The 21,672-nt window shown below is 67.7% G+C and carries 17 protein-coding genes; 15 read left to right on the top strand and 2 right to left on the bottom strand.

The genetic code is table 11. The annotated features are described in order from the left end of the window. Positions 1-53: 53 nt before the first annotated feature. The 3 genes from C1922_RS05900 (at position 54) to C1922_RS05885 (ending at position 5,828) form a co-directional block, all read left to right on the top strand. The gene (locus C1922_RS05900; RefSeq protein WP_108748916.1) at positions 54-1,202 is read left to right on the top strand and encodes a heparan-alpha-glucosaminide N-acetyltransferase domain-containing protein; all 1,149 of its coding nucleotides are present in this window, start codon (positions 54-56) and stop codon (positions 1,200-1,202) included. An 87-nt stretch (positions 1,203-1,289) separates the two neighbouring features. Beyond that, positions 1,290-3,044 (top strand): oligopeptide:H+ symporter, encoded by a 1,755-nt coding sequence (locus C1922_RS05895; RefSeq protein ID WP_108751494.1) that lies wholly within the window; start codon positions 1,290-1,292, stop codon positions 3,042-3,044. Between the two features lie 132 nt (positions 3,045-3,176). Then, the gene (locus C1922_RS05885) at positions 3,177-5,828 is read left to right on the top strand and encodes a hypothetical protein (RefSeq protein ID WP_199912231.1); all 2,652 of its coding nucleotides are present in this window, start codon (positions 3,177-3,179) and stop codon (positions 5,826-5,828) included. Between the two features lie 42 nt (positions 5,829-5,870). On the opposite strand, the gene C1922_RS05880 is transcribed toward C1922_RS05885, so the two are convergent. Next, on the bottom strand, positions 5,871-7,856 hold the full coding sequence (locus tag C1922_RS05880; protein WP_108748913.1) for a prolyl oligopeptidase family serine peptidase: 1,986 nt from the start codon (positions 7,854-7,856) through the stop codon (positions 5,871-5,873). Positions 7,857-8,027: 171 nt separating this feature from the next. Beyond that, entirely contained in the window at positions 8,028-8,663 is a 636-nt protein-coding gene (locus C1922_RS05875; RefSeq protein WP_108748912.1) for a LysE family transporter, read from the bottom strand. Between the two features lie 137 nt (positions 8,664-8,800). Between C1922_RS05875 and C1922_RS05870 the strand changes: the two genes are divergently transcribed. From C1922_RS05870 to mdcH, 12 genes are all read left to right on the top strand, one after another. Further along, complete coding sequence (locus C1922_RS05870; RefSeq protein ID WP_108748911.1) at positions 8,801-9,706, top strand: LysR family transcriptional regulator ArgP; 906 nt, start codon at positions 8,801-8,803, stop codon at positions 9,704-9,706. A 325-nt stretch (positions 9,707-10,031) separates the two neighbouring features. Further along, entirely contained in the window at positions 10,032-10,616 is a 585-nt protein-coding gene (locus C1922_RS05865; protein ID WP_108748910.1) for a hypothetical protein, read from the top strand. Positions 10,617-10,659: 43 nt separating this feature from the next. After that, positions 10,660-11,106: a GNAT family N-acetyltransferase gene (locus tag C1922_RS05860; RefSeq protein WP_108748909.1), complete on the top strand. Its 447-nt coding sequence runs from the start codon at positions 10,660-10,662 to the stop codon at positions 11,104-11,106. 172 nt (positions 11,107-11,278) lie between these two features. Continuing rightward, positions 11,279-12,976, top strand: coding sequence for a malate dehydrogenase (quinone) (gene mqo / locus C1922_RS05855; RefSeq protein ID WP_108748908.1), 1,698 nt, complete (start codon positions 11,279-11,281; stop codon positions 12,974-12,976). Between the two features lie 244 nt (positions 12,977-13,220). Beyond that, complete coding sequence (locus C1922_RS05850; RefSeq protein WP_108748907.1) at positions 13,221-15,410, top strand: TonB-dependent siderophore receptor; 2,190 nt, start codon at positions 13,221-13,223, stop codon at positions 15,408-15,410. 228 nt (positions 15,411-15,638) lie between these two features. Continuing rightward, positions 15,639-17,282, top strand: a complete 1,644-nt coding sequence (gene mdcA, locus C1922_RS05845; protein WP_108748906.1) for a malonate decarboxylase subunit alpha — start codon at positions 15,639-15,641, stop codon at positions 17,280-17,282. A gap of 10 nt (positions 17,283-17,292) precedes the next feature. After that, positions 17,293-17,613: a malonate decarboxylase acyl carrier protein gene (mdcC, locus tag C1922_RS05840; protein WP_108748905.1), complete on the top strand. Its 321-nt coding sequence runs from the start codon at positions 17,293-17,295 to the stop codon at positions 17,611-17,613. Next, positions 17,610-18,518, top strand: a complete 909-nt coding sequence (locus C1922_RS05835) for a biotin-independent malonate decarboxylase subunit beta (RefSeq protein ID WP_108748904.1) — start codon at positions 17,610-17,612, stop codon at positions 18,516-18,518. Before mdcC ends, C1922_RS05835 begins: the two co-directional genes overlap by 4 nt. After that, positions 18,515-19,225 carry a biotin-independent malonate decarboxylase subunit gamma gene (gene mdcE, locus C1922_RS05830; RefSeq protein WP_108748903.1) on the top strand — a complete coding sequence of 237 codons (711 nt, stop codon included), beginning with the start codon at positions 18,515-18,517 and terminating at the stop codon, positions 19,223-19,225. Before C1922_RS05835 ends, mdcE begins: the two co-directional genes overlap by 4 nt. After that, positions 19,218-19,859, top strand: coding sequence for a malonate decarboxylase holo-[acyl-carrier-protein] synthase (mdcG, locus tag C1922_RS05825; RefSeq protein WP_108748902.1), 642 nt, complete (start codon positions 19,218-19,220; stop codon positions 19,857-19,859). Before mdcE ends, mdcG begins: the two co-directional genes overlap by 8 nt. Continuing rightward, on the top strand, positions 19,856-20,713 hold the full coding sequence (mdcB, locus tag C1922_RS05820; RefSeq protein ID WP_108748901.1) for a triphosphoribosyl-dephospho-CoA synthase MdcB: 858 nt from the start codon (positions 19,856-19,858) through the stop codon (positions 20,711-20,713). Before mdcG ends, mdcB begins: the two co-directional genes overlap by 4 nt. After that, on the top strand, positions 20,710-21,630 hold the full coding sequence (gene mdcH, locus C1922_RS05815; RefSeq protein WP_108748900.1) for a malonate decarboxylase subunit epsilon: 921 nt from the start codon (positions 20,710-20,712) through the stop codon (positions 21,628-21,630). Before mdcB ends, mdcH begins: the two co-directional genes overlap by 4 nt. Positions 21,631-21,672: the final 42 nt, after the last annotated feature.

Below are 21,672 nucleotides of genomic sequence, written 5' to 3'. Positions count from 1 at the left end.
TGGCGCAAACGATATGTTATATCCTATCCAATTCGTTTGCCCCCCTTCCCCGCATGGCCTCTTCCCCCTCTCCCCGCCTGGCCTCCATCGACCAGCTGCGCGGCACCGTGATGCTGCTGATGCTGCTGGACCACGTGCGCGAGACCTTTTTCCTGCAGTACCAGGTGAGCGATCCGATGGATGCCTCCACGGTCTCGCCGGCCCTGTTCGCCTGCCGCCTGCTGGCCCATCTGTGCGCCCCGGTATTCGTGCTGCTCACCGGCCTGTCGGCGTGGCTGTACGGCCAGCGCCAGGCCGATCCGCGCCGTGCCATCGCCGCCTTCCTGCTCAAGCGCGGCCTGTTCCTGGTGGTGCTGGAGCTGACCCTGGTCAACTTCGCCTGGACCTTCCAGTTCCCGCCGGACACGCTGTACCTGCAGGTGATCTGGGCCATCGGCCTGAGCATGATCGCGCTGGCCGGCCTGCTGTGGCTGCCGCGCCCTGCCCTGCTGGTGCTGGGCGTGCTGCTGGTGGCCGGCCACAACCTGTTCGATGGCGTGCGGGTGGAAGGCAACAGCGTGCTGGCGGTGCTGTGGAAGGTGCTGCACCAGCGTGACTGGATCGATGCCGGAGTGATGCGCCTGCGTACCTCCTACCCGCTGCTGCCGTGGATCGGGGTGATCGCCCTGGGCTATCTGATGGGGCCGTGGTTCGCCCGCGACCGCGACCCGGCGCAGCGCCAGCGTTGGCTGCTGTGGGCCGGGCTGGGTGCGCTGGCGGCGTTCGCCCTGCTGCGCCTGGCCAACGGCTATGGCGAAGCGCCGTGGCAGTACCAGGACAGCACGCTGCGCACCTGGATGAGCGTGTTCAACGTGACCAAGTACCCGCCGTCGCTGCAGTTCCTGCTGCTGACCCTGGGCATCGGCCTGTTGCTGCTGCGCCTGTATGAGTGGGCGCCGATGGCGCGCGCCCTGCAGCCGCTGGCTGACATTGGCGCCGCGCCGATGTTCTTCTACCTGCTGCACCTGTACGTGCTGAAGCTGATGTACCTGGCCGCGCTGGCGATCTGGGGGCCGACCCATGGCAGCCTGTACGCGCTGGATTCGGTGGCCGGCCTGCTGCTGGTGGCCTGTGCGCTGGCGGTGGCGCTGTACCCGGCCACGCGCGCGTTCGGGCGGTTCAAGGCGCGGCGGCGCGATCTGGCCTGGCTGCGCTACCTTTGAACGGTAGCGCCGGGCCATGCCCGGCGTTGAGCGTGGCCGCCGGGCATGGCCCGGCGCGTGCCTGCGGCACGCGCCTATAATCCGCCGATGAATTCCACCGCGATTGCTTCCGACGACTTCCTGGGCCACCCCAAGGGCGTCTACGTCTGCTTCTTCACCGAAATGTGGGAACGCTTCTCCTTCTATGGCATGAAGGCGCTGCTGCTGCTTTACCTGACCAAGTACCACCTGTTCGGTGACAAGGCCGGGCTGGACCTGCTGGGCGCCTACGGTGGCCTGGTGTACTGCATCCCCGTGTTCGGCGGCATGCTGGCCGACCGCTGGCTGGGCATGCGCCGTGCGGTGCTGTTCGGCGGCATCCTGCTGGTGCTGGGCCACCTGGGCATGGCCTTCGAAGGCCACGCGGCGTACCGGGTGAACGGCGAAGTGGTGCGCGATACCTCGGCGCTGGCGGTGACCTATCTGTCGCTGGCGCTGATCATCATGGGCGTGGGCTTCCTGAAGCCGAACATTTCCACCATCGTCGGCAAGCTCTACCCCAAGGACGACCCGCGCCGCGATTCAGGCTTCTCGCTGTTCTATGCCGGCATCAACCTGGGCGCGCTGTTCTCGTCGCTGGTCTGCGGTTTCCTGGGCGAGGCTTACGGCTGGAAGTACGGCTTCGGCGCGGCCGGCATCGGCATGCTGGCCGGACTGGCCATGTTCCTGTGGGGGCAGAAATACCTTCACGGCCACGCCGAGCCGCCGCAGCCGGCGGCACTGAAGGAAAAGGTGCTGGGTCTGCCGCGCGAGTGGCTGATCTATCTGTGCGCGGTGGTCGGCGTGCTGCCAGTTGCCTGGCTGATGTGGGCGGCCGGCAACGGCGCCTTCGCGCTGGGCGGTGAAATCAGCCTGGCGCTGATGCTGATGCTGGTGGTGCTGGGCGGCGTGCTGGTCTGGTTCGCCTGGTTCACCGGCACGAAATGCACGCCGGTGCAGCGCCAGCAGATGATCGCGCTGATGGTGCTGATCTTCATGGCGCTGGTGTTCTTCACGATGTACGAGCAGTCGTACGGGTCGTGGGTCACCTTCACCGACCGGCTGCTGACCAAGGACATCGTGCCGGCGCTGGTGATCACCGACGGCACGCCGCTGCCGTGGTCGATCGTGTCGCTGCTGCTGGCGCCGCTGGGCTTCGTGGTCAGCGCGCGCCTGGCCGAACGCCGGCCGGGATCCAACGCACCGCGTGCGTTCTTCATTGCCATCGTGGCGCTGATGCTGGTGCTGCTGGTGCGCGACTGCCTGGTGATTCCGCAGACCGCCGGTTCGCTCACCTACCTGGGAGGGTTGTTCCTGGTGCTGCTGGCGCCGGCGTTCGCCGCGCTGTGGACCTGGATGGACCGCCGCGGCTGGGAGCCGGGCAAGCCGGTGAAATCGGCCTGGGGACTGGTGATCGGTGCGCTGTCGTTCGTGCCGCTGGCACTGGCCGCGCAGCAGGTGGGCGCCACCGGCGAAATGGCCAGCGTGTGGTGGCTGGTGCTGGCCTACTTCCTGCTGGCCAGCGGCGAGATGTGCCTGTCGCCGGTCGGCCTGTCGGCGGTGACCCAGCTGGCCGTGCCACGGGTGATGAGCCTGATGATGGGAACCTGGTTCCTGGCCACCGCGTTCTCCGAAACGCTGGCCGCGCTGTTCGGCAAGCTGGCCGCGATCGAGGTGCCCGAAGGCGAAGCGCTGGACATGGCGGCCGCCGCCGGTGCCTATGCGCACCTGTTCTGGCTGCTGATGTGGATCGGCCTGGGCTGTGCGGTGGCGGCCTTCGTTGCCGCCCCGCTGCTGAAGCGGATGATGCACGGAGTGAAATAAGGCCAAGAACGTCACATCGCCTGTCTACGTCCAGTGCCGCGCTGGCGGGACGGGCATTTTCGTACAAATTGCATGTCAAGCAGGCTAAGCAGGGGGCACGATGCGGCCTCCCCTGACTCCTTCTCTCCTGACATGCACGCTTCCACGTTCACACGCCCCCCGCTGGCCCTGCTCATCTCGACCTGTCTGCTCGCCCCGGTTCCGGCGTTCGCAGGCGACACGTCCGATTCCTGCAAGGACACTGACCAGGTCACTTGCGATGCCGACGCCGGTATTTCCGGCTGGTGGTGGGGCGGCCTGGCGGCGCTCGGCCTGGGTGCCGCAGCAGCTGGCGGCGGCGGCGGTGGTAGCGGCGGTGGTAGCGGCGGTGGTGGCGGCGGTGGTGGCGGTGGCACGGTGCCGCCCGGCCAGGAAGGTGGCCAGTTCGGCAACAACCAGGTCCTGGCCGCGGCGGGCACCCAGGTGAACTGGCAGCAGCCAGTGACTACCCGCGTCACCGGGCGCGCGCGCAACGAAGGCCACCTGCAGCTGCTGGCGGGCACGCTGCACCTGGTGGGTGAAGGCGAGCTGCGCAACACCGGCAGCCTGGACGCTGGAAGTGCCAGCACGCTGCGCATCGACGGCGATGCGGATCTGGACAACCATGGCACGCTGCGCGTTGAAGGCGCGCTGCAGCTCGCCGGCGATGGCAGCCTGGAGAACTTCAACCGCGCCGACTTCATCGGTGCGCGTGTACAGGCCATAGGCGAGGCTGAGATCGACAACAACGGCGCGATGCAGATCGTGGGCGGCCAGTGGTCCTTCAACCAGGATTCGGATCTCGATAACAGCCGTAATGGCGTGCTCGACATCAGTGGCGCCAGCATTGCATTGCGCGACCGCGCTGAAGTCGAGAATGAAGGCCGAATCCTGGCACGCGACCTCGTCGCAGGCAGTGCGTTGTTCGATGCCGTGACGGGTCCGTGGGGCACCGATCGCGATGCGATCGATGTGCTCGACAACCGCGGCCATATCCAGCTCGACGGCGCCCATGGCAGCGTGCTGCGGCTGGTGGCCGACAGCCACGCCAGCCACGCACTCAACCGCAGCGGTGCCAGCATGCAGAGTTCGGCCCGCAACAGTGCCCTGCTGCATGCAGAGGGCGCGCATGCCACCCTGCTCAACCAGGGCACGTTGACCGTCACCGGCGATGGCGCCGTGGCGATGCGCGGCGCGCGTGGCGCCACCCTGATCAACGACGGCGTGATCAACCTGGGCACGGCCACCGACAATCAGGGCCGCGGCATGATCGCCATGCAGTCCGATGGCAGTGCAACGCTGAACAACCGGCGTAGCGGTGTGATCAACATCCACTCTGCCGACTCGTTTGCCTTCCAGATTGCCCCGGGGGGCAGCGGCCGCCTGATCAACAATGGCGTGGTGAACGTCTACGGCCAGGGCAGCGCCGCGCATGCCGACGCGGACACAGCCGCCGCCGACCGCGCGGGCAGTGATCTCGGCTGGCAGGCACCGCGTGGCATCAGCGGCTACACGGTCGGCACGAATGCCGATGGCAGCGCGGGCCAACTGGTGCTGCATGGCGGCGGACATCTGCAGGACGTCGCCGTGGACACCGGCTTCACCCGCGGCACCGACGCCTCGCACGTCGTACTGCGCGATGTGGTCAGCGGCGCTGAAGGCGGCGAGAAGAATATCCGAAGTGCCAGTGTGGTCTGGCGTGCACAAGCCGAGCGTGATGCGCAGGGCAACGTGGATGTGACGATGCAGCGCCGTGACTATCGCGAGCTGGCCGGCGACAACCAGCAGCAGGTCGCGTCCGCACTGGAGCATGCCTATCGCAATGACGCGCTGTTCCACAGCCTGGAAGTGGCCGATCAGCGCACCTTCCAGAACGCGCTGCAGCAGCTGTCCGGTGCCAGCCTGGCAAGCGACGCAATGCGCGTTGCCAGCAACGCCGATGCGTTGTGGTCGCAGCTGGCGGCTCAACCGGCCGGGCAATCGCGCGCCCTGGCCTTCGGCGGCGGGCAGACCAATGCGTTCGGCGTGCGTGGCGATGGCGGCGCGATGCAGGTCGCGGTGCAGCTGCGCGGCGGCCAGGTACTGCAGTTGGCCACGGCGGCACTGTCCGCTGACCTGCCCGCAGCGAGTGGCCAGGATCGCCTGCATTCACGGTTCGCCGGTATCGGCCTGGCCCAGCAGTGGGGTGCGCTGCAGCTGCGCCACCAGCTTGGCCACGAGCAGCACCAGCTGCAGGGCCAGCGCCAGCTAAGCTGGGGCCAGACCCGCGAAACCGCGCACAGCCAGCGTCGGCTGGGCAGGACCATGCTGGCCACTACGCTGGACATGGCGACATCGCTGGGCAAGGTGCAATGGCAGCCGCGCATCAAGGCCAGCGCTTTCGACCAGCAGGAAGGCGCTTTCCACGAACAGCATTCCAACGGCTTCGGCCTGGCAGTGGCGGCAGGTCACCTGCAGGGCGTGCAGCTGGAAGTGGGCAGCGCATTCCAGCGCGCGCTTGGCACGCAGTGGCGTCTGCAGGCCGACGTGGCGGCCAGCCGGCCGCTGGCACTGCGCGAGCAGGCACGCACTGCGTACCTGCTGGGCGCATCGGGCAATGCATTCACCCTGCCCGGCGTGCGCCGTAGCGGCGTGGACCACCGGCTTCAGCTGGGGCTGGATTACGAGCGTTCGAACCTGGGCTTCGGCGCACAACTGTCCAGCCTGCGCCAGTGGGGTGAGCGCGATGTACGCGCCGACCTCCAGTTTGGCTATCGCTTCCGCTGAAGTGAACATCCCGCGGGCGCTTGCGCGCCCGCGGGCAATGCCTCAGGGCGCCTTGCCCTTGTCCGCCGGCACGCTGGCGCTGGCCGTCGCCCCGCCCAGGCTGCGCGACAGGAAGGCCAGCAGCTTTCCGTAGTACTCGCGCTTGTGTTCCAGCGTGTAGAAGCCGTGGCCTTCTGTCTTGTAATACAGGCTTTCCACCGGCGTTCCGGCACGCTTGAGCGCCGCTTCCATGCGTTCGGTGTGCTGGATCGGCGCACGCTTGTCTTCGCCGCCGGCGGCCAGGAACACCGGCACCTTGATCTGCGCGGCCAGGTTGACCGGCGATACGGCGCCAAGCTTGGCGGGGTCACCCAACCATTCGCGCAGGTAGGTCATGCCCGATTTGCGGTCCTGCACGTCGCCGCGGTTGAACATCATGGGCAGGTCATACACGCCCACATAGCCGGCTGCGCACTGGTACAGACCGGGCTCGCGGACGGCACCCATCATGGCCGAATACGCGCCGTAGGAGGCGCCATAGATGCAGATGCGGTCCTTGTTGGCCACGCCCTGGCTGATCGCCCAGCGGGTGGCATCGGTCACGTCATCCTGCATGGCCTTGCCCCACTGCTCGGCCGCCGCCTGGCCATGGGCGCGGCCATAGTTGCCCGAGCCGCGGAAATTGACCTGCAGCACCGCATAGCCGGCCGCGGCCAGCATCTGCGCTTCGCGGTCGTAGCTGCCATCGTCGTAGATGCCAAGCGGTCCGCCATGTGGCATGACCACCATCGGCAGGTTACGGCCATCGCTGCCATGCGGCACGGTCAGGTAGCCGTGCAGCGGCAGGCCGTCGCGCGCCTGCAGCTTGAACGGCTTGACCGTCGCGGTCTTTTCCACGTTGATCCAGTCGCTGCGGCTGATCAGGTAATCGGCCTTGCGCGCGGCGATATCGTAGACATAGAAGTCGCCGGGGTTGGAGCCGGACCAGACGCGCACCAGCACCTTGTTGCCGTCGCGGGTGCTGGAGGTGATGAACACCGCCTGGCCGGGGAACGCCGCCTCCAGGCTGCGGTACAGGCGCGCATCGGCCGAAGTCTCGTCGAAGAATCGCGTGCGCGGCGTGTCGCCCAGGTACAGCGCGCCCACCGGAATGCGGGTACCGGGGCGGACGATGATGCGGTACGGATCGACCACCTCGTCGCGCAGCACGGTCTTGCGCTCCCGTGTCTGCGGGTTCCAGCTGACGATGGCATCGGGACCGCTGGACTGCTCGCTCTTCAGATAGGCCAGCTGCCCATCTTCGGAAAAGCCGATCGCGGTTTCGATGCGCGCAGACACACTTTCATCGTTCACCAGGACCCAATCGGTACCGTTGGCGGCGCGGTAGTACAGCTTGTTGACGTTGTCAGTGCCCGCGCCGTGGGCGAAACGCACCTGGCCCAGTGCATCGGTGGTGAAGTCGGCGCGGCGCACCGGCGAACGGGCCACCGTGGTACGCTTGCCGCTCTGTACGTCCAGGCGCTCGGCGCGGGTGTAGGGATCTTCGCTGAAGGGCCACACCGCGATCACCACGTTGCGGTCGTCGTCCGGCAGGTCATCGGAAAGGAAGGCAGCGATGGCCTCCACCTTCTTCGGCTGGATGCGCGTGCCCGGCCCGTTGCTGGTCACCCGGTAGCCCACCAGCAGTTCGGTGCGGCCGCTTTCGGCGTTCATCGACAGCAGCTCGCCGGTGGGCGAGGGCTCATCCAGGCTGCCGAACTTTTCGGCCACGCCGATCAGCAGGCGGGAGTCGTTCACCCAGTGGAAATCGGTGGCGTGGTTGTTGCTCGGTGGCCGCATGCTGCTGACCACGGAATTGTCCGATGACCGCAGGATCGCCAGCGCGGTGAAATCCTCGCCCGGCACGGTGGTGGCGTAGTATTGGCCACTGGGTGAAATCTTCAGATCGCCGAACGCCTCCTGGCGCACGAACGCATCCACATCGACCGCCATCACCTTCCCCGGCAACAGCACGGCAGCCACCAGGGCAGCCAACAAGCACTTGCGCATCCTTCCCCCTTGAAGCGGACACCCTGTCCGCATCGTCGATTCTAGGCACGGCCGATTCCCGCCCGCCAGTGCTGGCGGCGACAAAAAAAGACGGCACCGTTGCCGGTGCCGTCATGGCCACTACCTTGGAGAGAGAGTCAGGACGTGGGTTCGGGGGGCGTGCGCGGTGGGTCAGTGGACCCCGCGCACCGCCAGGGTCAGGGCCAGGATGCTGAGGATCACGGCGATGGTGCCGTCCAGCACCCGCCAGGTGCTGGGCTTGGTGAACAGCGGTGCCAGCAGGCGCGCGCCCAGGCCCTGCGCGGTCAGCCACAGGCAGCTGGCGGTGACCACGCCGGCAGCGAACGCCATGCGTGCATTGCCGAAGTTTTCGGCAATCGAACCGATCACCATCATGTCCAGCCAGAAATGCGGATTGATCAGCGAAAAGCCGACCGCCGCCATCAGCACCGCACGGCGACTGCCGTCGTCACTGTCGGCCTCGCCCATGCCACCGCCACCGGCGAAGGCACGGCGCGCGGACTTCATGGCATACCAGGCCAGGAAGGCCACGCCGGTCCACAGCACCGCGGTGGTCAGCCACGGCAGCGCCGTGGTGAGGGTGCGCAGGCCGGCCACGCTGGCGAAGATGAAGAACGCATCGATGGCCGCGCAGGTGGCCACCACCGGCACGATGTGCTTGCGCAGGATGCCCTGGCGCAGGATGAAGGCGCTCTGGGCACCGACCACGGCGAACAGGCCGATGCCGGTGGCTGCACCAGAGAACCAGGCACCGAGGCCGGTGCTGGCGGAGATGACCGAGAACATGGGATTCACTGCCTTTTCTTGCTGGGGGAACGGTGCCTCGCGAAGGCGGACAGCACCGGTACGGGCGCCATTGTCGCGCCGCAACATTAAGAAGACGAGCTAAACTTACTAAACCAACATTAGCGGAACTTAATCTGATGCGTATCGATCACGCCCAGCTGCGGGCCCTGGCCGCGGTGATCCGCGAAGGCAGCTTCGACCGCGCCGCGCAGGCGCTCAATGTCACCCCATCGGCCATCTCGCAGCGGGTCAAGGCATTGGAAGACCGCATCGGCCGCCTGCTGGTGAAGCGCGGCACCCCGGCCACCGCCACCGCCGAAGGCCAGTTGCTGGTGCAGCTGGCCGAACAGACTGCCCTGCTGGAGCACGACGCGCTGCACCGCATGGGCCTGGCCGACGAGGACCTGCCGCAGGCCAGCATTCCGGTGGCGGTGAACCATGACAGCCTGGAAACCTGGTTTCCGCAGGCTGCGCACGCCTTTGCCCAGGGCACCGGCACCACCCTGGACCTGCGCGTGGAAGACCAGGACCACACCGTGGAACTGCTGCGCCAGGGCACGGTGCTGGGCGCGGTGACCACGCTGGACGAACCGGTGCAGGGCTGCCAGATCCATGCGTTGGGCAGCATCCGTTACGCGGCCACCTGCACCCCGGAGTTCCGCGACCAGCATTTCGCCAAGGGCGTGACCGCGCAGGCGCTGGCGCAGGCCCCGGTGCTGGTGTTCAACCGCAAGGACGACATGCAGGCCCGGTTCGCCCGGCGCATGGCCGGCGATGAGCTGCCCAGCACCGCGCCGACCTGGTGGATTCCCTCCACCCGCGCGTTCGTGCAGGCCAACCTGGGCGGTCTGGGCTGGACCATGAACCCGCTGCCGCTGGTGAAGCGGCACCTGGATGCCGGCCGCCTGGTCTACGTGCGCCAGCGCGCCTGGGAAGACGTGCCGCTGTACTGGCAGCACTGGAAGGGCGATGTGCAGACCATGGCGCTGCTGACCCGCGCCGTGCTGGACGCATCGACCGCGTTGGTACGGCGGAAGCGCTGAGGCGGCAGGGCTGCGCCCTGCACCTGCAGAAGCTGAAGCCGGAGCCGGAGCCGGAGCCGGAGCCGGAGCAACAGCGTGCTATCCATGGGTAGGCAGGGTGGGTCCGGTTGCGGGGGACGGCGCAAGTACGTCCATGTAGCCTCGGTCGCGCCATCCATGGCGCTCACGCCCCCGCAACCGGACCCACCCCGCCTTCGATGGTTTTCCGCGAGTTGTTGGAACGGACCGGGGTCGGATCCCGTTGCTGCGCAACGGGCTTTGACCCCTTTCTGCGGGGCCTTTTTCTGTGCCAGCATCGCGGCAACCGACCTTGGGGGGCTGGGCGATGGGGAGCGATCCGCTGTTCCTGCATATCCGCGTGGTGATGGGCATCATCCTGGGCCTGTCGATCACCACCCTGCTGAAGGGGTTGGCGCAGATCATCGAGCACCCGCAGCGGCGCGGCTGTTCGGCCCTGCACCTGTGCTGGGTGGCGTGGACCCTGGTGTCGCTGGTCACGTTCTGGTGGTGGGAATTCCGCCTGATCGAAGTGCACCGCTGGACGTTTGAAACCTATCTGTTCGTGATCGCCTACAGCGCAACCTGGTTCCTGCTGTGCGCGCTGCTGTTTCCCGATGACCTGCGCGACTACGGCAGTTACGGCCACTACCTGCTGCAGCGCCGGCGCTGGATATTCGGCGTGATCGCGGTGCTGACGCTGCTGGATCTGGTGGACACTGCGATCAAGGGGCGCAGCCGCTGGCAGTTGCTGGGCGAGGCCTATCCGCTGCATTCGGCGCTGATGCTGGTGGTCTGCGTGCTGGGCTGGAACCTGCGCAGCGCCCGCGCGCAGCTGCTGCTGGCCGCGGTGGCGCTGGTTTACCAGGTGGCCTATTTCGCGGCCGAATACTTCACTATTGGCAGTGATTGAAGGGACCCGCCAGGCATGGCCCGGCGCTGCCAAAGGAACAGACATGACGATCCACTACCGCCCTGCCCGGCCCGATGATGCGGCCGCCTGCATCGACCTGCGCGGGCGTACCCGCGAGAACGCCTTCAGTGCGGCGCAACTGGCCGAGCTGGGCATCACCGCCGAGAGCTGGGCCGAGGGCATTGCACAGGGCGACTTCATCGGCCGCATCGCCGAGGACAACGGCACCATGGTCGGCTACGGCTTTGCCGACCGTGACAGCGGCGAAGTGCTGGTACTGGCCCTGCTGCCGGAATACGAACGTCGCGGCATCGGCCAGCGATTGCTGCAGGACGTGGTCGAACTCGCGCGCGCTGCCGGGCATGGCCGGCTGTTCCTGGCCTGCTCGGCCGATCCCCGATCGCGCTCCTACGGGTTCTACCGTCACCTGGGCTGGCAAGCCACCGGTGAGCTGGACGAGGCCGGGGACGAGATTCTCGAGCTGGTCTGAGGGCCGTGACCCGGCGCTGCCGCGCCAGGGTGGCCGGATGCTGCGTTGCACCAAATCCGGACCCGAAAGGGTTAGAATCCGCCCCTTGGATGCTGCAAGGCGTTGTTTCTTCACGCCCTTTCCCTACCCGGCGCGCATCCTGAACCCCTTCCCCACGCCATAAGTCACCCCCATGAAGAAATTTGGCAAGGCCCTTCTCGCCCTGCTCGTGCTGCTGTTGCTGGTAGCCGCGCTGTTCCTGTACTGGCCGCTGACCCAGCGCTCGGTGCCGGCGGCGAGCAACGACAAACCCGTCGACGTCGTCCTGGTCGGCGGCGGCATCATGAGCATCACCCTGGCCACCTACCTGCAGGAACTGCAGCCGGACTGGAACATCCAGGTCTATGAACGCCTGGACGGCGTGGCCAACGAAAGCTCGGACGGCTGGAACAACGCCGGCACCGGCCATTCGGCCTTCGCCGAACTGAACTACACCCCGGAGCTGCCCGATGGCAGCATCGAGACCAAGCGCGCGGTCGGCATTGCCGAAAGCTTCGAGGTCTCGCGCCAGTTCTGGTCGCACCAGGTGAAGGAAGGCCGGCTGAGCCAGCCCAGCGACTTCATCAACCCGACCCCGCACATGAGCTTCGTCTGGGGCGATGACAACATTGCCTACCTGCACAAGCGCCAGCAGGCGCTGGTGAAGAACCCGCTGTTCTACGGCATGCAGTACTCGGAAGATCCGGCGCAGATCAAGCAATGGGCCCCGCTGCTGATGGAAGGCCGCGACCCGAAGCAGAAGGTGGCCGCCACCTGGATGCCGCTGGGCACCGACGTCAACTTCGGCGTGATCACCCGCCAGCTGACCGCCGGCCTGCAGCGCAGCCCGAACTTCAAGCTGCACCTGAACCATGAAGTGAGCGCGCTGCGGCAGAACGCCGACAAGAGCTGGAACGTGACGGTGAAGGACCTGAAGGCCAACACCGAAACCACCACCCATGCCCGCTTCGTCTTCATCGGTGCCGGTGGCGCCGCGCTGAAGCTGCTGCAGATGTCCGGCATTCCCGAATCGAAGGATTACGCCGGCTTCCCGGTGGGCGGCCAGTTCCTGGCCTTCCAGGGCCAGGACGTGACCTCGCGCCACGGCGTGAAGGCCTACGGCATGGCCGAAACCGGTTCGCCGCCCATGTCGGTGCCGCACCTGGATGCGCGCAAGCTGGATGGCAAGCCGGTGGTGCTGTTTGGACCGTTCGCGCTGTACAGCACCAAGTTCCTCAAGCACGGCTCATGGTGGGACCTGTATTCGTCGGTGAACCACAACAACGTCGGCCCGATGCTGGAAGTGGGCAAGGACAACCTGGACCTGGTGCAGTACCTGATGGCCCAGGCACGCCTGAACGACGCCGATCGCCAGGCGGAACTGGTGAAGTACTTCCCCAACGCCAAGCCGGGCGACTGGAAGCTGATCACCGCCGGCCAGCGCGTGCAGATCATCAAGCGCGACCCGCTGAAGGGCCCGGTGCTGCAGTTCGGTACCGAGATCGTGACCGACAAGGACCACACCATCGCCGCGCTGCTGGGCGCCTCGCCGGGCGCGTCGACCTCGCCGCCGATCATGCTGGACCTGATGGCCAAGGCCTTCCCGGAACAGATGAAGGCCGGTTGGGAAACCCGTCTGCGTGAGATCGTGCCCTCGTATGGCCGCAAGTTGAATGAAAGCGCGGCGCTGACCAACGAGATCCGCACGCTGACCAGCCAGACCCTGCACCTTCCCTACCTGGAAGTGCCGGCCGATGCTGCGGCCGCCCCGGCGCTCGTGCCGGCGGCCACGCCGGCCCCGGCGGCGGCGAAGGAAAAGCGCAACGCCAACGAGGAACTGCAGGCGCTGTAAGCTTGGAGTTTCCCACGCAGTAGAAACGGACGGCCACCTTCGGGTGGCCGTTCGCGTTTGTGCGCCGGAAGGGGATCAGATTCCACTGTCACGAATTGTAATGTTGTTAAGAACGATTTACATTTGCACCCCGCGCAACTGACCTGCGCCCTCCCGCAGATGGACCTGACCCCGCCCGATGCCGCCGCTCGGGTGCCGGATGACTGTTGCCGCCCTCCCTTTCCCTTCCCGCCCCGAGCCCTCCATGTCCCTCTACGCTTCCCGCCTGCCCCGCCGCGCGCCGCTGTCGGCCGCGCTGCTGTCCGCCCTGCTGATGTCGGCCCCTTCGGCGTTCGCCGCCGATGCCGGCGCTGATGCATCCGACGCCAAGACCCTGGACAAGGTGAGCGTGCGCGCCGACAAGGCCGCCCCGGCCAGCACCACGCGCCTGCCGATCACCCTGCAGGAAACCCCGCAGTCGTCCACCGTGATCGGCCTGCAGCGCCTGCAGGACGAATCGTTGTTCAGCATCAACGACGTGATGCGCAACGTGACCGGCGTCAGCGTGTCCTTCTATGACACCCAGCGCCCGCTGTACTACGCGCGCGGTTTCGCCATCACCGACTTCCAGGTCGACGGCATTCCCACCTACAGCGGCTCGACCAACCAGGAATACGACACCGCCTTCTACGACCGCGTGGAAGTGATCCGCGGCGCCAACGGCCTGCTCAGCGGCGCTGGTGTGCCGTCGGCCACGGTGAACCTGCTGCGCAAGCGCCCGGGCAAGGAGTTCGATGCCTCGTTCGCGGTCAGTGCCGGCAGCTGGGACTACCGCCGCATGGAAGCAGACGTGAACGCGCCGCTGACCAGCGACGGCCGGTTCCGCAGCCGCGTGGTGGCGGCCTATACCGATCGTGATTTCTATTACGACCGCTACAAGGAAAACAAGATGGCCGGCATGGCCGTGCTGGAAGGCGATGTGACCGACAGCACCACGGTCACCCTGGGCTACCAGACCCAGGACAACAACCCGGTGGGTTCCACCTGGGGCACCGTGCCGTTCTTCGACAGCCAGGGCAATTTCGCCCACCTGCCGCGCTCGACCAACCTGTCGCCGAAGTGGAGCTACTGGCAGCGCGAGACCAGCACCGTGTTCGCCAACCTGGAACAGCGTTTCGGCGACGACTGGCTGCTGAAGATCAACACCGCCTACACCCGCGGCAACGTGCAGAACGTGCGCCTGTACGGCACCGGCAACCCGAACCCCGCCACCGGCTCGGGCATCTTCCTGCGCGCCGCCGCCGGCGATGCCGAAGACACCCGTCGCAACATCGATGCCTACCTGACCGGCACGTTCGAGCTGTTCAACCAGCAGCACGACCTGACCTTCGGCGCGCAGTGGGCCGACCTGGAAGCGACCACCAACACCACCACGCTGAACTTCCCGACCGACTGGGCCCGCTGCGGCAGCGAACGCTGCTACTACATTCCCAACGTGTACGACTGGAACGGCGATATTTCCGAGGTGACCTACACCCGTACCGGTGCGCGCCGCGTGGCCAAGACCACGCAGAGCGGCGTGTACCTGGCCGCGCGCCTGCACCTGGCCGAGCCGCTTTCGCTGATTGCCGGCGCACGCCTGAGCCGCTGGGAAACCCGTACCCGCGCGTTCAACGCGGCCGGCACCTACACCGGCACCAGCGGCGCCTACAAGGTGAGCGACGAAGTGACCCCGTACGTGGGCCTGGTCTTCGACATCACCCCGAATGTCTCTGCGTATGCCAGCTACACCGAAATCTTCAATCCGCAGAACTACAAGGACAAGAACGAGAACCTGCTGGCGCCGGTGCAGGGTTCGAACCTGGAAGCGGGCCTGAAGACCCAGTGGTTCGACGGCCGCCTGACCGCCAATGCCGCGGTGTTCGAGGCCAAGCAGGACAACTACGCGGTGCGCGACATGAGCGTACCGGACAACTCGCTCAGCGATGGCACGTCGGCCTACATCGGTGTGAACGGCACCAAGGCGCGTGGCTGGGAGATGGACGTGAACGGCGAGATCCTGCCGGGCTGGACCGTCAACGCGGGCTTTACCCACGTAAAGGTGACCCGCGCGGCCACCGACCTGCTGTATGCCAACCCCGCCGAAGACCTGCTGCAGATCAACACCCAGCTGCGCCTGCGCGGCGCACTGGAACGCCTGAGCGTGGGCGCCGGCGTGCAGTGGCAGAGCAAGGTGCAGGGCTACAACATCCCCTACCCGCTGGGTGGCACGGTCACGGTGAACCAGCCGGCCTACGCGCTGGTGCAGTTCAACGCCAATTACCGCATCAGCGACAACTGGACGGCCACGCTGAGCGTGCGCAACGCACTGGACAAGACCTACTGGGCCAACCTGGACTACAACAACTACGGCGAACCGCGCTTCGTGGCCGCCAGCCTGCGCTGGAAGTTCTAAGGCAGGCACCGGGGTCGGATCCTTTTCCGCAGGAAAGGGCTCCGACCCCACCGCCGGGCTCCATCCACGCATGGCGTGGACTGCCGACCGTTGGTCGGCACTCGCCCCAGCGCCACGACCTGAATGGGCCCGCCTGCGCGCGGGCCCTTCCTTTTTTGCTGCACTGCGAGTTGCACACCACTCCGTAATTATGGCGTAATTATCTCAACGCCAATCGGAAGCCGGTCGATGAACCCGAGCTGGGACACGTTGCAACGCAGCCGCCAGGCCCGCCTGGAACGGGCCGCGCCCTGGGCACGGGGCCGCCAGGTCGCCGCCACCGACGTCGCCGACCTGCTGCATGCCCTGCTGGAACCGGGCGACAAGGTCTGCCTGGAAGGCAACAACCAGAAGCAGGCCGATTTCCTGGCCCAGGCGCTGGCCGACCTCGACCCGGCGCGGGTGCACGACCTGCACATGGTGCAGTCGGTGCTGTCCCTGCCCTCACACCTGGATGTGTTCGAGCGCGGCATCGCCTCGAAACTGGACTTCTCGTTCTCCGGCCCGCAATCGGTGCGCCTGGCCAACCTGGTGGCCGAAGGGCGCATCCAGATCGGTGCCATCCACACCTACCTGGAACTATTCGGCCGCTACTTCATCGACCTGACCCCGCGCGTGGCCCTGGTGGCCGCGCAGGCCGCCGACCGCCACGGCAACCTCTATACCGGCCCGAACACCGAAGACACCTCGGTGATCGTCGAGGCCACCGCCTTCGGCGGCGGCATCGTCATCGCCCAGGTCAACGAAATCGTCGACACCCTCCCCCGCGTCGATATCCCCGCTGACTGGGTCAACTTCGTGGTGCAGGCGCCGCGCCCGAACCACATCGAACCGCTGTTCACCCGCGACCCGGCGCAGATCTCCGAGATCCAGGTGCTGATGGCGATGATGGCCATCAAAGGCATCTACGCCGAGTACGGCGTCAACCGCCTCAACCATGGCATCGGCTTCGACACCGCGGCCATCGAACTGCTGCTGCCCACCTACGCCGAATCGCTCGGACTGAAGGGGAAGATCTGCCAGCACTGGGCGCTGAACCCGCACCCGGCACTGATTCCGGCCATTGAATCGGGCTTCGTCAAATCGGTGCATTCGTTCGGTTCGGAACTGGGCATGGAGAAGTACATCGCGGCACGCGGCGATGTGTTCTTCACCGGTGCCGACGGTTCGATGCGCTCCAACCGCGCGTTCTCGCAGACCGCCGGCCTGTACGCGTGTGACATGTTCATCGGTTCGACCCTGCAGGTCGACCTGCAGGGCAACAGTTCCACCGCCACCCGCGATCGCATTGCCGGCTTCGGTGGCGCACCGAACATGGGGTCGGATGCACGTGGCCGCCGCCATGCCAGCGATGCCTGGATCAAGGCCGGCCAGCAGGCCGCGCGGCCCGGCGAAATGCCGCGCGGTCGCAAGCTGGTGGTGCAGATGGTGGAAACTTTCCGCGAACACATGGCGCCGGCCTTCGTCGACCGCCTGGATGCCTGGGAGCTGGCCGAGCGCGCGCAGATGCCGCTGCCGCCAGTGATGATCTACGGCGACGATGTCAGCCACGTGCTGACCGAAGAAGGCATTGCCAACCTGCTGCTGTGCCGCACGCCGGAGGAACGCGAACAGGCGATCCGCGGCGTGGCCGGCTACACCGCGGTGGGCCTGGGCCGCGACCGCGCGATGGTGGAAAACCTGCGCGACCGCGGCGTGATCCAGCGCCCGGATGACCTGGGCATCAACGTGCGCGATGCCAGCCGCGACCTGTTGGCCGCGCGTTCGGTGAAGGACCTGGTGCGCTGGTCCGGCGGCCTGTACGACCCGCCCAAGCGCTTCCGCAACTGGTAAGGGACAGAGCATGGAAACCCTCGACTATCGATTCGACGGCAGCCGGCCGGTGCAGTTCCCGCACGATGCGGTGCTGGTGGGCGTCCTGGCCTCGGGCAATCTGGAAATCCTGCTGGAGCCGGCAGCGCAGGACGGCGCGCTGACCGTGCGCGTCATCACCGCAGCGCAGGGCTTCGGCACCATCTGGCAGGCGGTGATCGCTGATTTCGCCCAGCGCCATCCGCTGCGCGACGTGCGGGTATCGATCAATGACGCCGGCGCGACCCCTGCGGTGGTCAGCCTGCGCCTGGACCAGGCAGTGGAAACTCTGCTGGGCGGAGGCGCGCCATGATCCCGTTGCAACGCCACAGCTATTACGAAGCCGACGCACGCGGCCGCATCGCCGGCCTGGTCGATGCCGGCTCCTTCCACGAATTCCTGGGCCCTACCCGGCGAGTGATGAGCCCGCACCTGGCCCAGCTCGACCAGCCGGCCGCCTTCGACGACGGCATCGTGGTGGGCGAAGCCACGCTGCAGGGCAAGCGCGTGCTGCTGGCCGCGCAGCAGGGCGAGTTCATGGGCGGCGGCGTGGGCGAAGTCCACGGTGCCAAGCTGACCGGACTGCTGCACCGAGCAGCGCAGACGCGCCCGGACGGCGTGTTGCTGCTGCTCGATACCGGTGGCGTGCGCCTGCACGAAGCCAACGCCGGGCTGATCGCCATTTCCGAGATCATGCGCGCCACCCTGGACGCGCGTGCCGCAGGCGTTCCGGTCGTGGCCCTGATCGGCAGCGGCAACGGCGCGTTCGGCGGCATGGGCATCGTCGCCCGCTGCTGCACGACCGTGGTCATGTCCGAAGAAGGCCGCTTGTCGCTGTCCGGACCGGAAGTGATCGAAACCGTACGCGGCGTGGAAGAGTTCGATGCACGCGACCGCGCCCTGGTATGGCGGGTGACCGGCGGCAAGCACCGTTACCTGATCGACCAGGCCCAGGTGCTGGTACCCGATTCCCTGCAGGCCTTCGCGCAGGCCGCCGTGGATGCGCTGCAGGCTGACACCATGAGCGCCGACACCGACACCGCGTTGAGCGCCCTGCAGGCACGCCACGCCGCATTGAAGGCGCGCGTGCAGGCGTGGGGCGAGTGCAACGATGGCCTGCAGATCTGGGCCCTGCAGGGCATTGCCGAACCCGAGCGTCTGCCGCTGCTGGACACCGCCGACTTCCTTGCCGCCACCGCCCAGCGGAGACTGCCATGACCCCGCCGCTGAACACCCTGCTGGATGCCCTGTTCCCGCGCGGCCATGCCGTTGCCGTGACCGCTTCGGTGCTCGCGGGCAGCGCCACCACCGACGATGGCGAGGTGACCGTGATCGGCACCACCGACCGCATCGAAGTGGGCGTTGACCACGCGCTGGCGCTGGCCGATACGGTGCTGGCCAGCACCGCCGCCCACCCGCAGCGGCCGATCGTGATGCTGGCCGATACCGCTGGCCAGCGCCTGGCGCGTCGCGATGAAATGCTGGGCATCAACGGCTACTTCGCCCACCTGGCGCAGACGCTGGACCTGGCACGCCGGCGCGGTGCGCGCCTGGTGACCCTGGTCTACGGTGAATCAGTCAGCGGCGGGTTCCTCTCCTTCGGCCTGATGGCCGATCACATCCATGCCCTGCCCGACGCGCAGGTGCGGGTGATGGACCTGCGCGCGATGGCGCGGGTGACCAAGCAGCCGCTGGAAAAACTGCAGGCGCTCAGCCAGAGCTCGCCGGTGTTCGCACCCGGCGTGGGCAACTATGTGGCGATGGGCGCCGTCGAATCGCTGTGGGACGGTGAGCTGGCCCAGCACCTGCTGCAGGCCCTGCGTACCCCCGCCGACGGCGACCGGCGCGCAGCGCTGGGTGCGCAGCGTGGCGGCCGTGCACTGGCCGCTGAGGTATCCATTGCGGTGGCCCGCGGCGATGCCTGACCGGCCCGCCCGCCACACGCTGGTCTGGCTGTCGGCGCACGCCGATTGGCGGGCCGACGTCGCCGCGTGCGAGCCGCGCCTGGCGGCGTGGTTCGCGTTGGGGCTGCCGGCGATGGTGGCGCGGCGTGCGGTGGACGATCCCGACCCGCGGCTGCGGCTGGGCGTGCCGCTGCCGCCCAGCGAGGGCAAACAACGGCTGGCGCTGCGCGTACCGCTGCAGGACGTGCAGCGCATGCAGGCCCCGCCTGCGCTGGATGAGGTTCTGGCCGCCGGCGTTCCCGCCGAGTGGAAAGACGCACTGCTGGCGCTGGCCCGGATTGCACCGGCACGCGTGTTCGGCGCCTTTGCCTGGCAGCATCTGAGCGGCCTACCCTACGTGCATGCCGGCTCGGACATCGACCTGCTGTGGCAGGTGGCTGTGAGCGCGGAGGCCGAGGCCCTGGTCGATCGCCTGCAGGCCTGGGAACGTGCACAGGGGCGCCGGGTGGATGGCGAACTGTGCCTGGCCGACGGCGGCGCAGTGAACTGGCGCGAGTACGCCGGTGGCAGCCGCCAGGTACTGGTCAAGCGCCTGCACGGCGCCGCACTGGAACCGCGCGAGCGCCTGTTCGTTGCCACCGGAGTGGCCGCATGAGCGCCCTGGCTCACGTGCTGCCACCTGCTGCGCGCGATGTCGACAGCGCGCGCCTGGGCCGCCTGGCCATCGCCAGCCTGCACGCCGAACTGGCGTGCGCGCCCAAGCCGGGCCTGGTGACCCCCTTCAGCACCGGCAGCCATGACGACATGGATGCCGGCACGTTCCTGCGCAGCCTGTTCGCGCTGCGCCATTACTTCACCGACATTGCCCGCGCGGGCGCGACCGACGCGCCGTTTGCACGTTTGCGCACGCTGGGCATCGGCGCGGAAGCGGCCATGCTGTGCGCCACCGGCGGCATCAACACCCATCGCGGTGCCATCTTCAGCCTTGGGCTGCTGGTGGCCGCTGCTGCACGCTGCCGCCGCCAGCACGGCCACGGCGTGCCCGCTGCGCAGGTGTGCCTGGCGGTACAGCACTGGGCGGATGACTTCGCCGCCGCGCCACTGGATTCGAACAGCCCCGGCCAGCGCGCGCGCCGACACCATGGCGTGCCGGGCGTGCGCGAACAGGCCGCCGCCGGTTACCCCGTGCTGCGCGAGCTGGCCGTGCCCACCCTGCGCCACGCCCTGCACGCGGGGCTGCCGCGCGATGCAGCGCTGTGCCAGACCCTGATGCAGCTGGTTGCACGCGTGGATGACCTGAACCTGCTGCACCGCGGCGGTGCCGATGGCCTGGCCTGGGCGCAGCAGCAGGCACGCGGTTTTGTTGACGGCGGCGGTGCGTTCGCCGCTGGCTGGCAGGCACGCCTGCACCGCATCGGCGAGGGTTTCGTGGCGCGTCGCCTCAGCCCCGGTGGCAGTGCCGATCTGCTGGCCTGCAGCTGGTTCCTGCTGCAGCAGGAGGGCGCATGAGCCTGGCCCTGCTCTGCCCCGGACAAGGCGCGCAGCACGCGGCGATGTTCGATCGCGTGCGCGACCTGCCTGCCGCGGGTGATGTGCTGGATGCCGCGCAGGCGGTGCTGGGCCGCGATGTCGTTGCGGCCGCCGCCGATGAGGCACGCTTCGACAACGCACTGGCGCAGCCGCTGCTGTGCGCGGCCACGCTGGCGCACTGGCAGGGCCTGCGCGATGCGCTGCCGGCACCGGTGCTGGTGGCCGGCTACAGCATCGGCGAGCTGGCCGCGCATGCGGTGGCTGACAGCCTGGATGCCCGCGCATGCCTGCAGCTGGCGGCCCGCCGCGCGCAGCTGATGGACGCTGCCAGCCCGGCCGACAGCGGCCTGCTGGCGGTGCTGGGCTTGCAGCGGCAAACACTGCAGGCGCTGTGCGATGCGCACGCCGTGCACATCGCCATCGCCAACGGCGCCGATCACTTCGTCGTGGGCGGCACGCAGGCGTCACTGCACACTCTGGCCGCTGTCGCGCGCGCGCAGGGTGCAGAGGTGCGCGTGCTGCCGGTGCACGTGGCCGCGCATACGCCGCTGCTTGCGACCGCTGTTGCACCGTTCGCCGCAGCGCTGGAGGCGGCGTCGGTGCGCGCGCCGGCGGTACCGGTGCTGGCCGGCATCGATGCGCGCCCCGTGCGTGATCGCGCGGAGGTGATCCACACCTTGTCGGCACAGCTGGCACAGACCATCGAATGGGCACAGGTGATGCGCCAGGCCTTCGAGCGTGGCGCGAGGGTATTCCTGCAGCTGGGCCCGGGCACCGCGCTGGCGCGCATGGTGGCCGCGTCCTACCCGTGCTGCCAGGTGCGCGCGGTGGAAGAGTTCCAGGGCCTGGGCGGCGCAGCGGCATGGGTCCGCAACGCGCTGGACCGGCAGCAGTAACGGGTTCGAGCAGTACGTAGCACGCAGCATGCAGTACGACGC

Origin of the sequence: Stenotrophomonas sp. ZAC14D2_NAIMI4_7 (assembly GCF_003086675.1) — a bacterium.
Taxonomy (GTDB): Bacteria; Pseudomonadota; Gammaproteobacteria; order Xanthomonadales; family Xanthomonadaceae; genus Stenotrophomonas.
Note: the sequence above shows the minus strand (reverse complement) of the source record. Positions and strands in the feature narration are given on the sequence as shown.

Bases quoted from the DNA above. Each gene is read 5' to 3' on its own strand.
- C1922_RS05900 (WP_108748916.1), top strand. From the start codon at position 54: ATGGCCTCTTCCCCCTCTCCCCGCCTGGCCTCCATCGACCAGCTGCGC.
- C1922_RS05895 (WP_108751494.1), top strand. From the start codon at position 1,290: ATGAATTCCACCGCGATTGCTTCCGACGACTTCCTGGGCCACCCCAAG.
- C1922_RS05885 (WP_199912231.1), top strand. From the start codon at position 3,177: ATGCACGCTTCCACGTTCACACGCCCCCCGCTGGCCCTGCTCATCTCG.
- C1922_RS05880 (WP_108748913.1), bottom strand. From the start codon at position 7,856: ATGCGCAAGTGCTTGTTGGCTGCCCTGGTGGCTGCCGTGCTGTTGCCG.
- C1922_RS05875 (WP_108748912.1), bottom strand. From the start codon at position 8,663: ATGTTCTCGGTCATCTCCGCCAGCACCGGCCTCGGTGCCTGGTTCTCT.
- C1922_RS05870 (WP_108748911.1), top strand. From the start codon at position 8,801: ATGCGTATCGATCACGCCCAGCTGCGGGCCCTGGCCGCGGTGATCCGC.
- C1922_RS05865 (WP_108748910.1), top strand. From the start codon at position 10,032: ATGGGGAGCGATCCGCTGTTCCTGCATATCCGCGTGGTGATGGGCATC.
- C1922_RS05860 (WP_108748909.1), top strand. From the start codon at position 10,660: ATGACGATCCACTACCGCCCTGCCCGGCCCGATGATGCGGCCGCCTGC.
- mqo (WP_108748908.1), top strand. From the start codon at position 11,279: ATGAAGAAATTTGGCAAGGCCCTTCTCGCCCTGCTCGTGCTGCTGTTG.
- C1922_RS05850 (WP_108748907.1), top strand. From the start codon at position 13,221: ATGTCCCTCTACGCTTCCCGCCTGCCCCGCCGCGCGCCGCTGTCGGCC.
- mdcA (WP_108748906.1), top strand. From the start codon at position 15,639: ATGAACCCGAGCTGGGACACGTTGCAACGCAGCCGCCAGGCCCGCCTG.
- mdcC (WP_108748905.1), top strand. From the start codon at position 17,293: ATGGAAACCCTCGACTATCGATTCGACGGCAGCCGGCCGGTGCAGTTC.
- C1922_RS05835 (WP_108748904.1), top strand. From the start codon at position 17,610: ATGATCCCGTTGCAACGCCACAGCTATTACGAAGCCGACGCACGCGGC.
- mdcE (WP_108748903.1), top strand. From the start codon at position 18,515: ATGACCCCGCCGCTGAACACCCTGCTGGATGCCCTGTTCCCGCGCGGC.
- mdcG (WP_108748902.1), top strand. From the start codon at position 19,218: ATGCCTGACCGGCCCGCCCGCCACACGCTGGTCTGGCTGTCGGCGCAC.
- mdcB (WP_108748901.1), top strand. From the start codon at position 19,856: ATGAGCGCCCTGGCTCACGTGCTGCCACCTGCTGCGCGCGATGTCGAC.
- mdcH (WP_108748900.1), top strand. From the start codon at position 20,710: ATGAGCCTGGCCCTGCTCTGCCCCGGACAAGGCGCGCAGCACGCGGCG.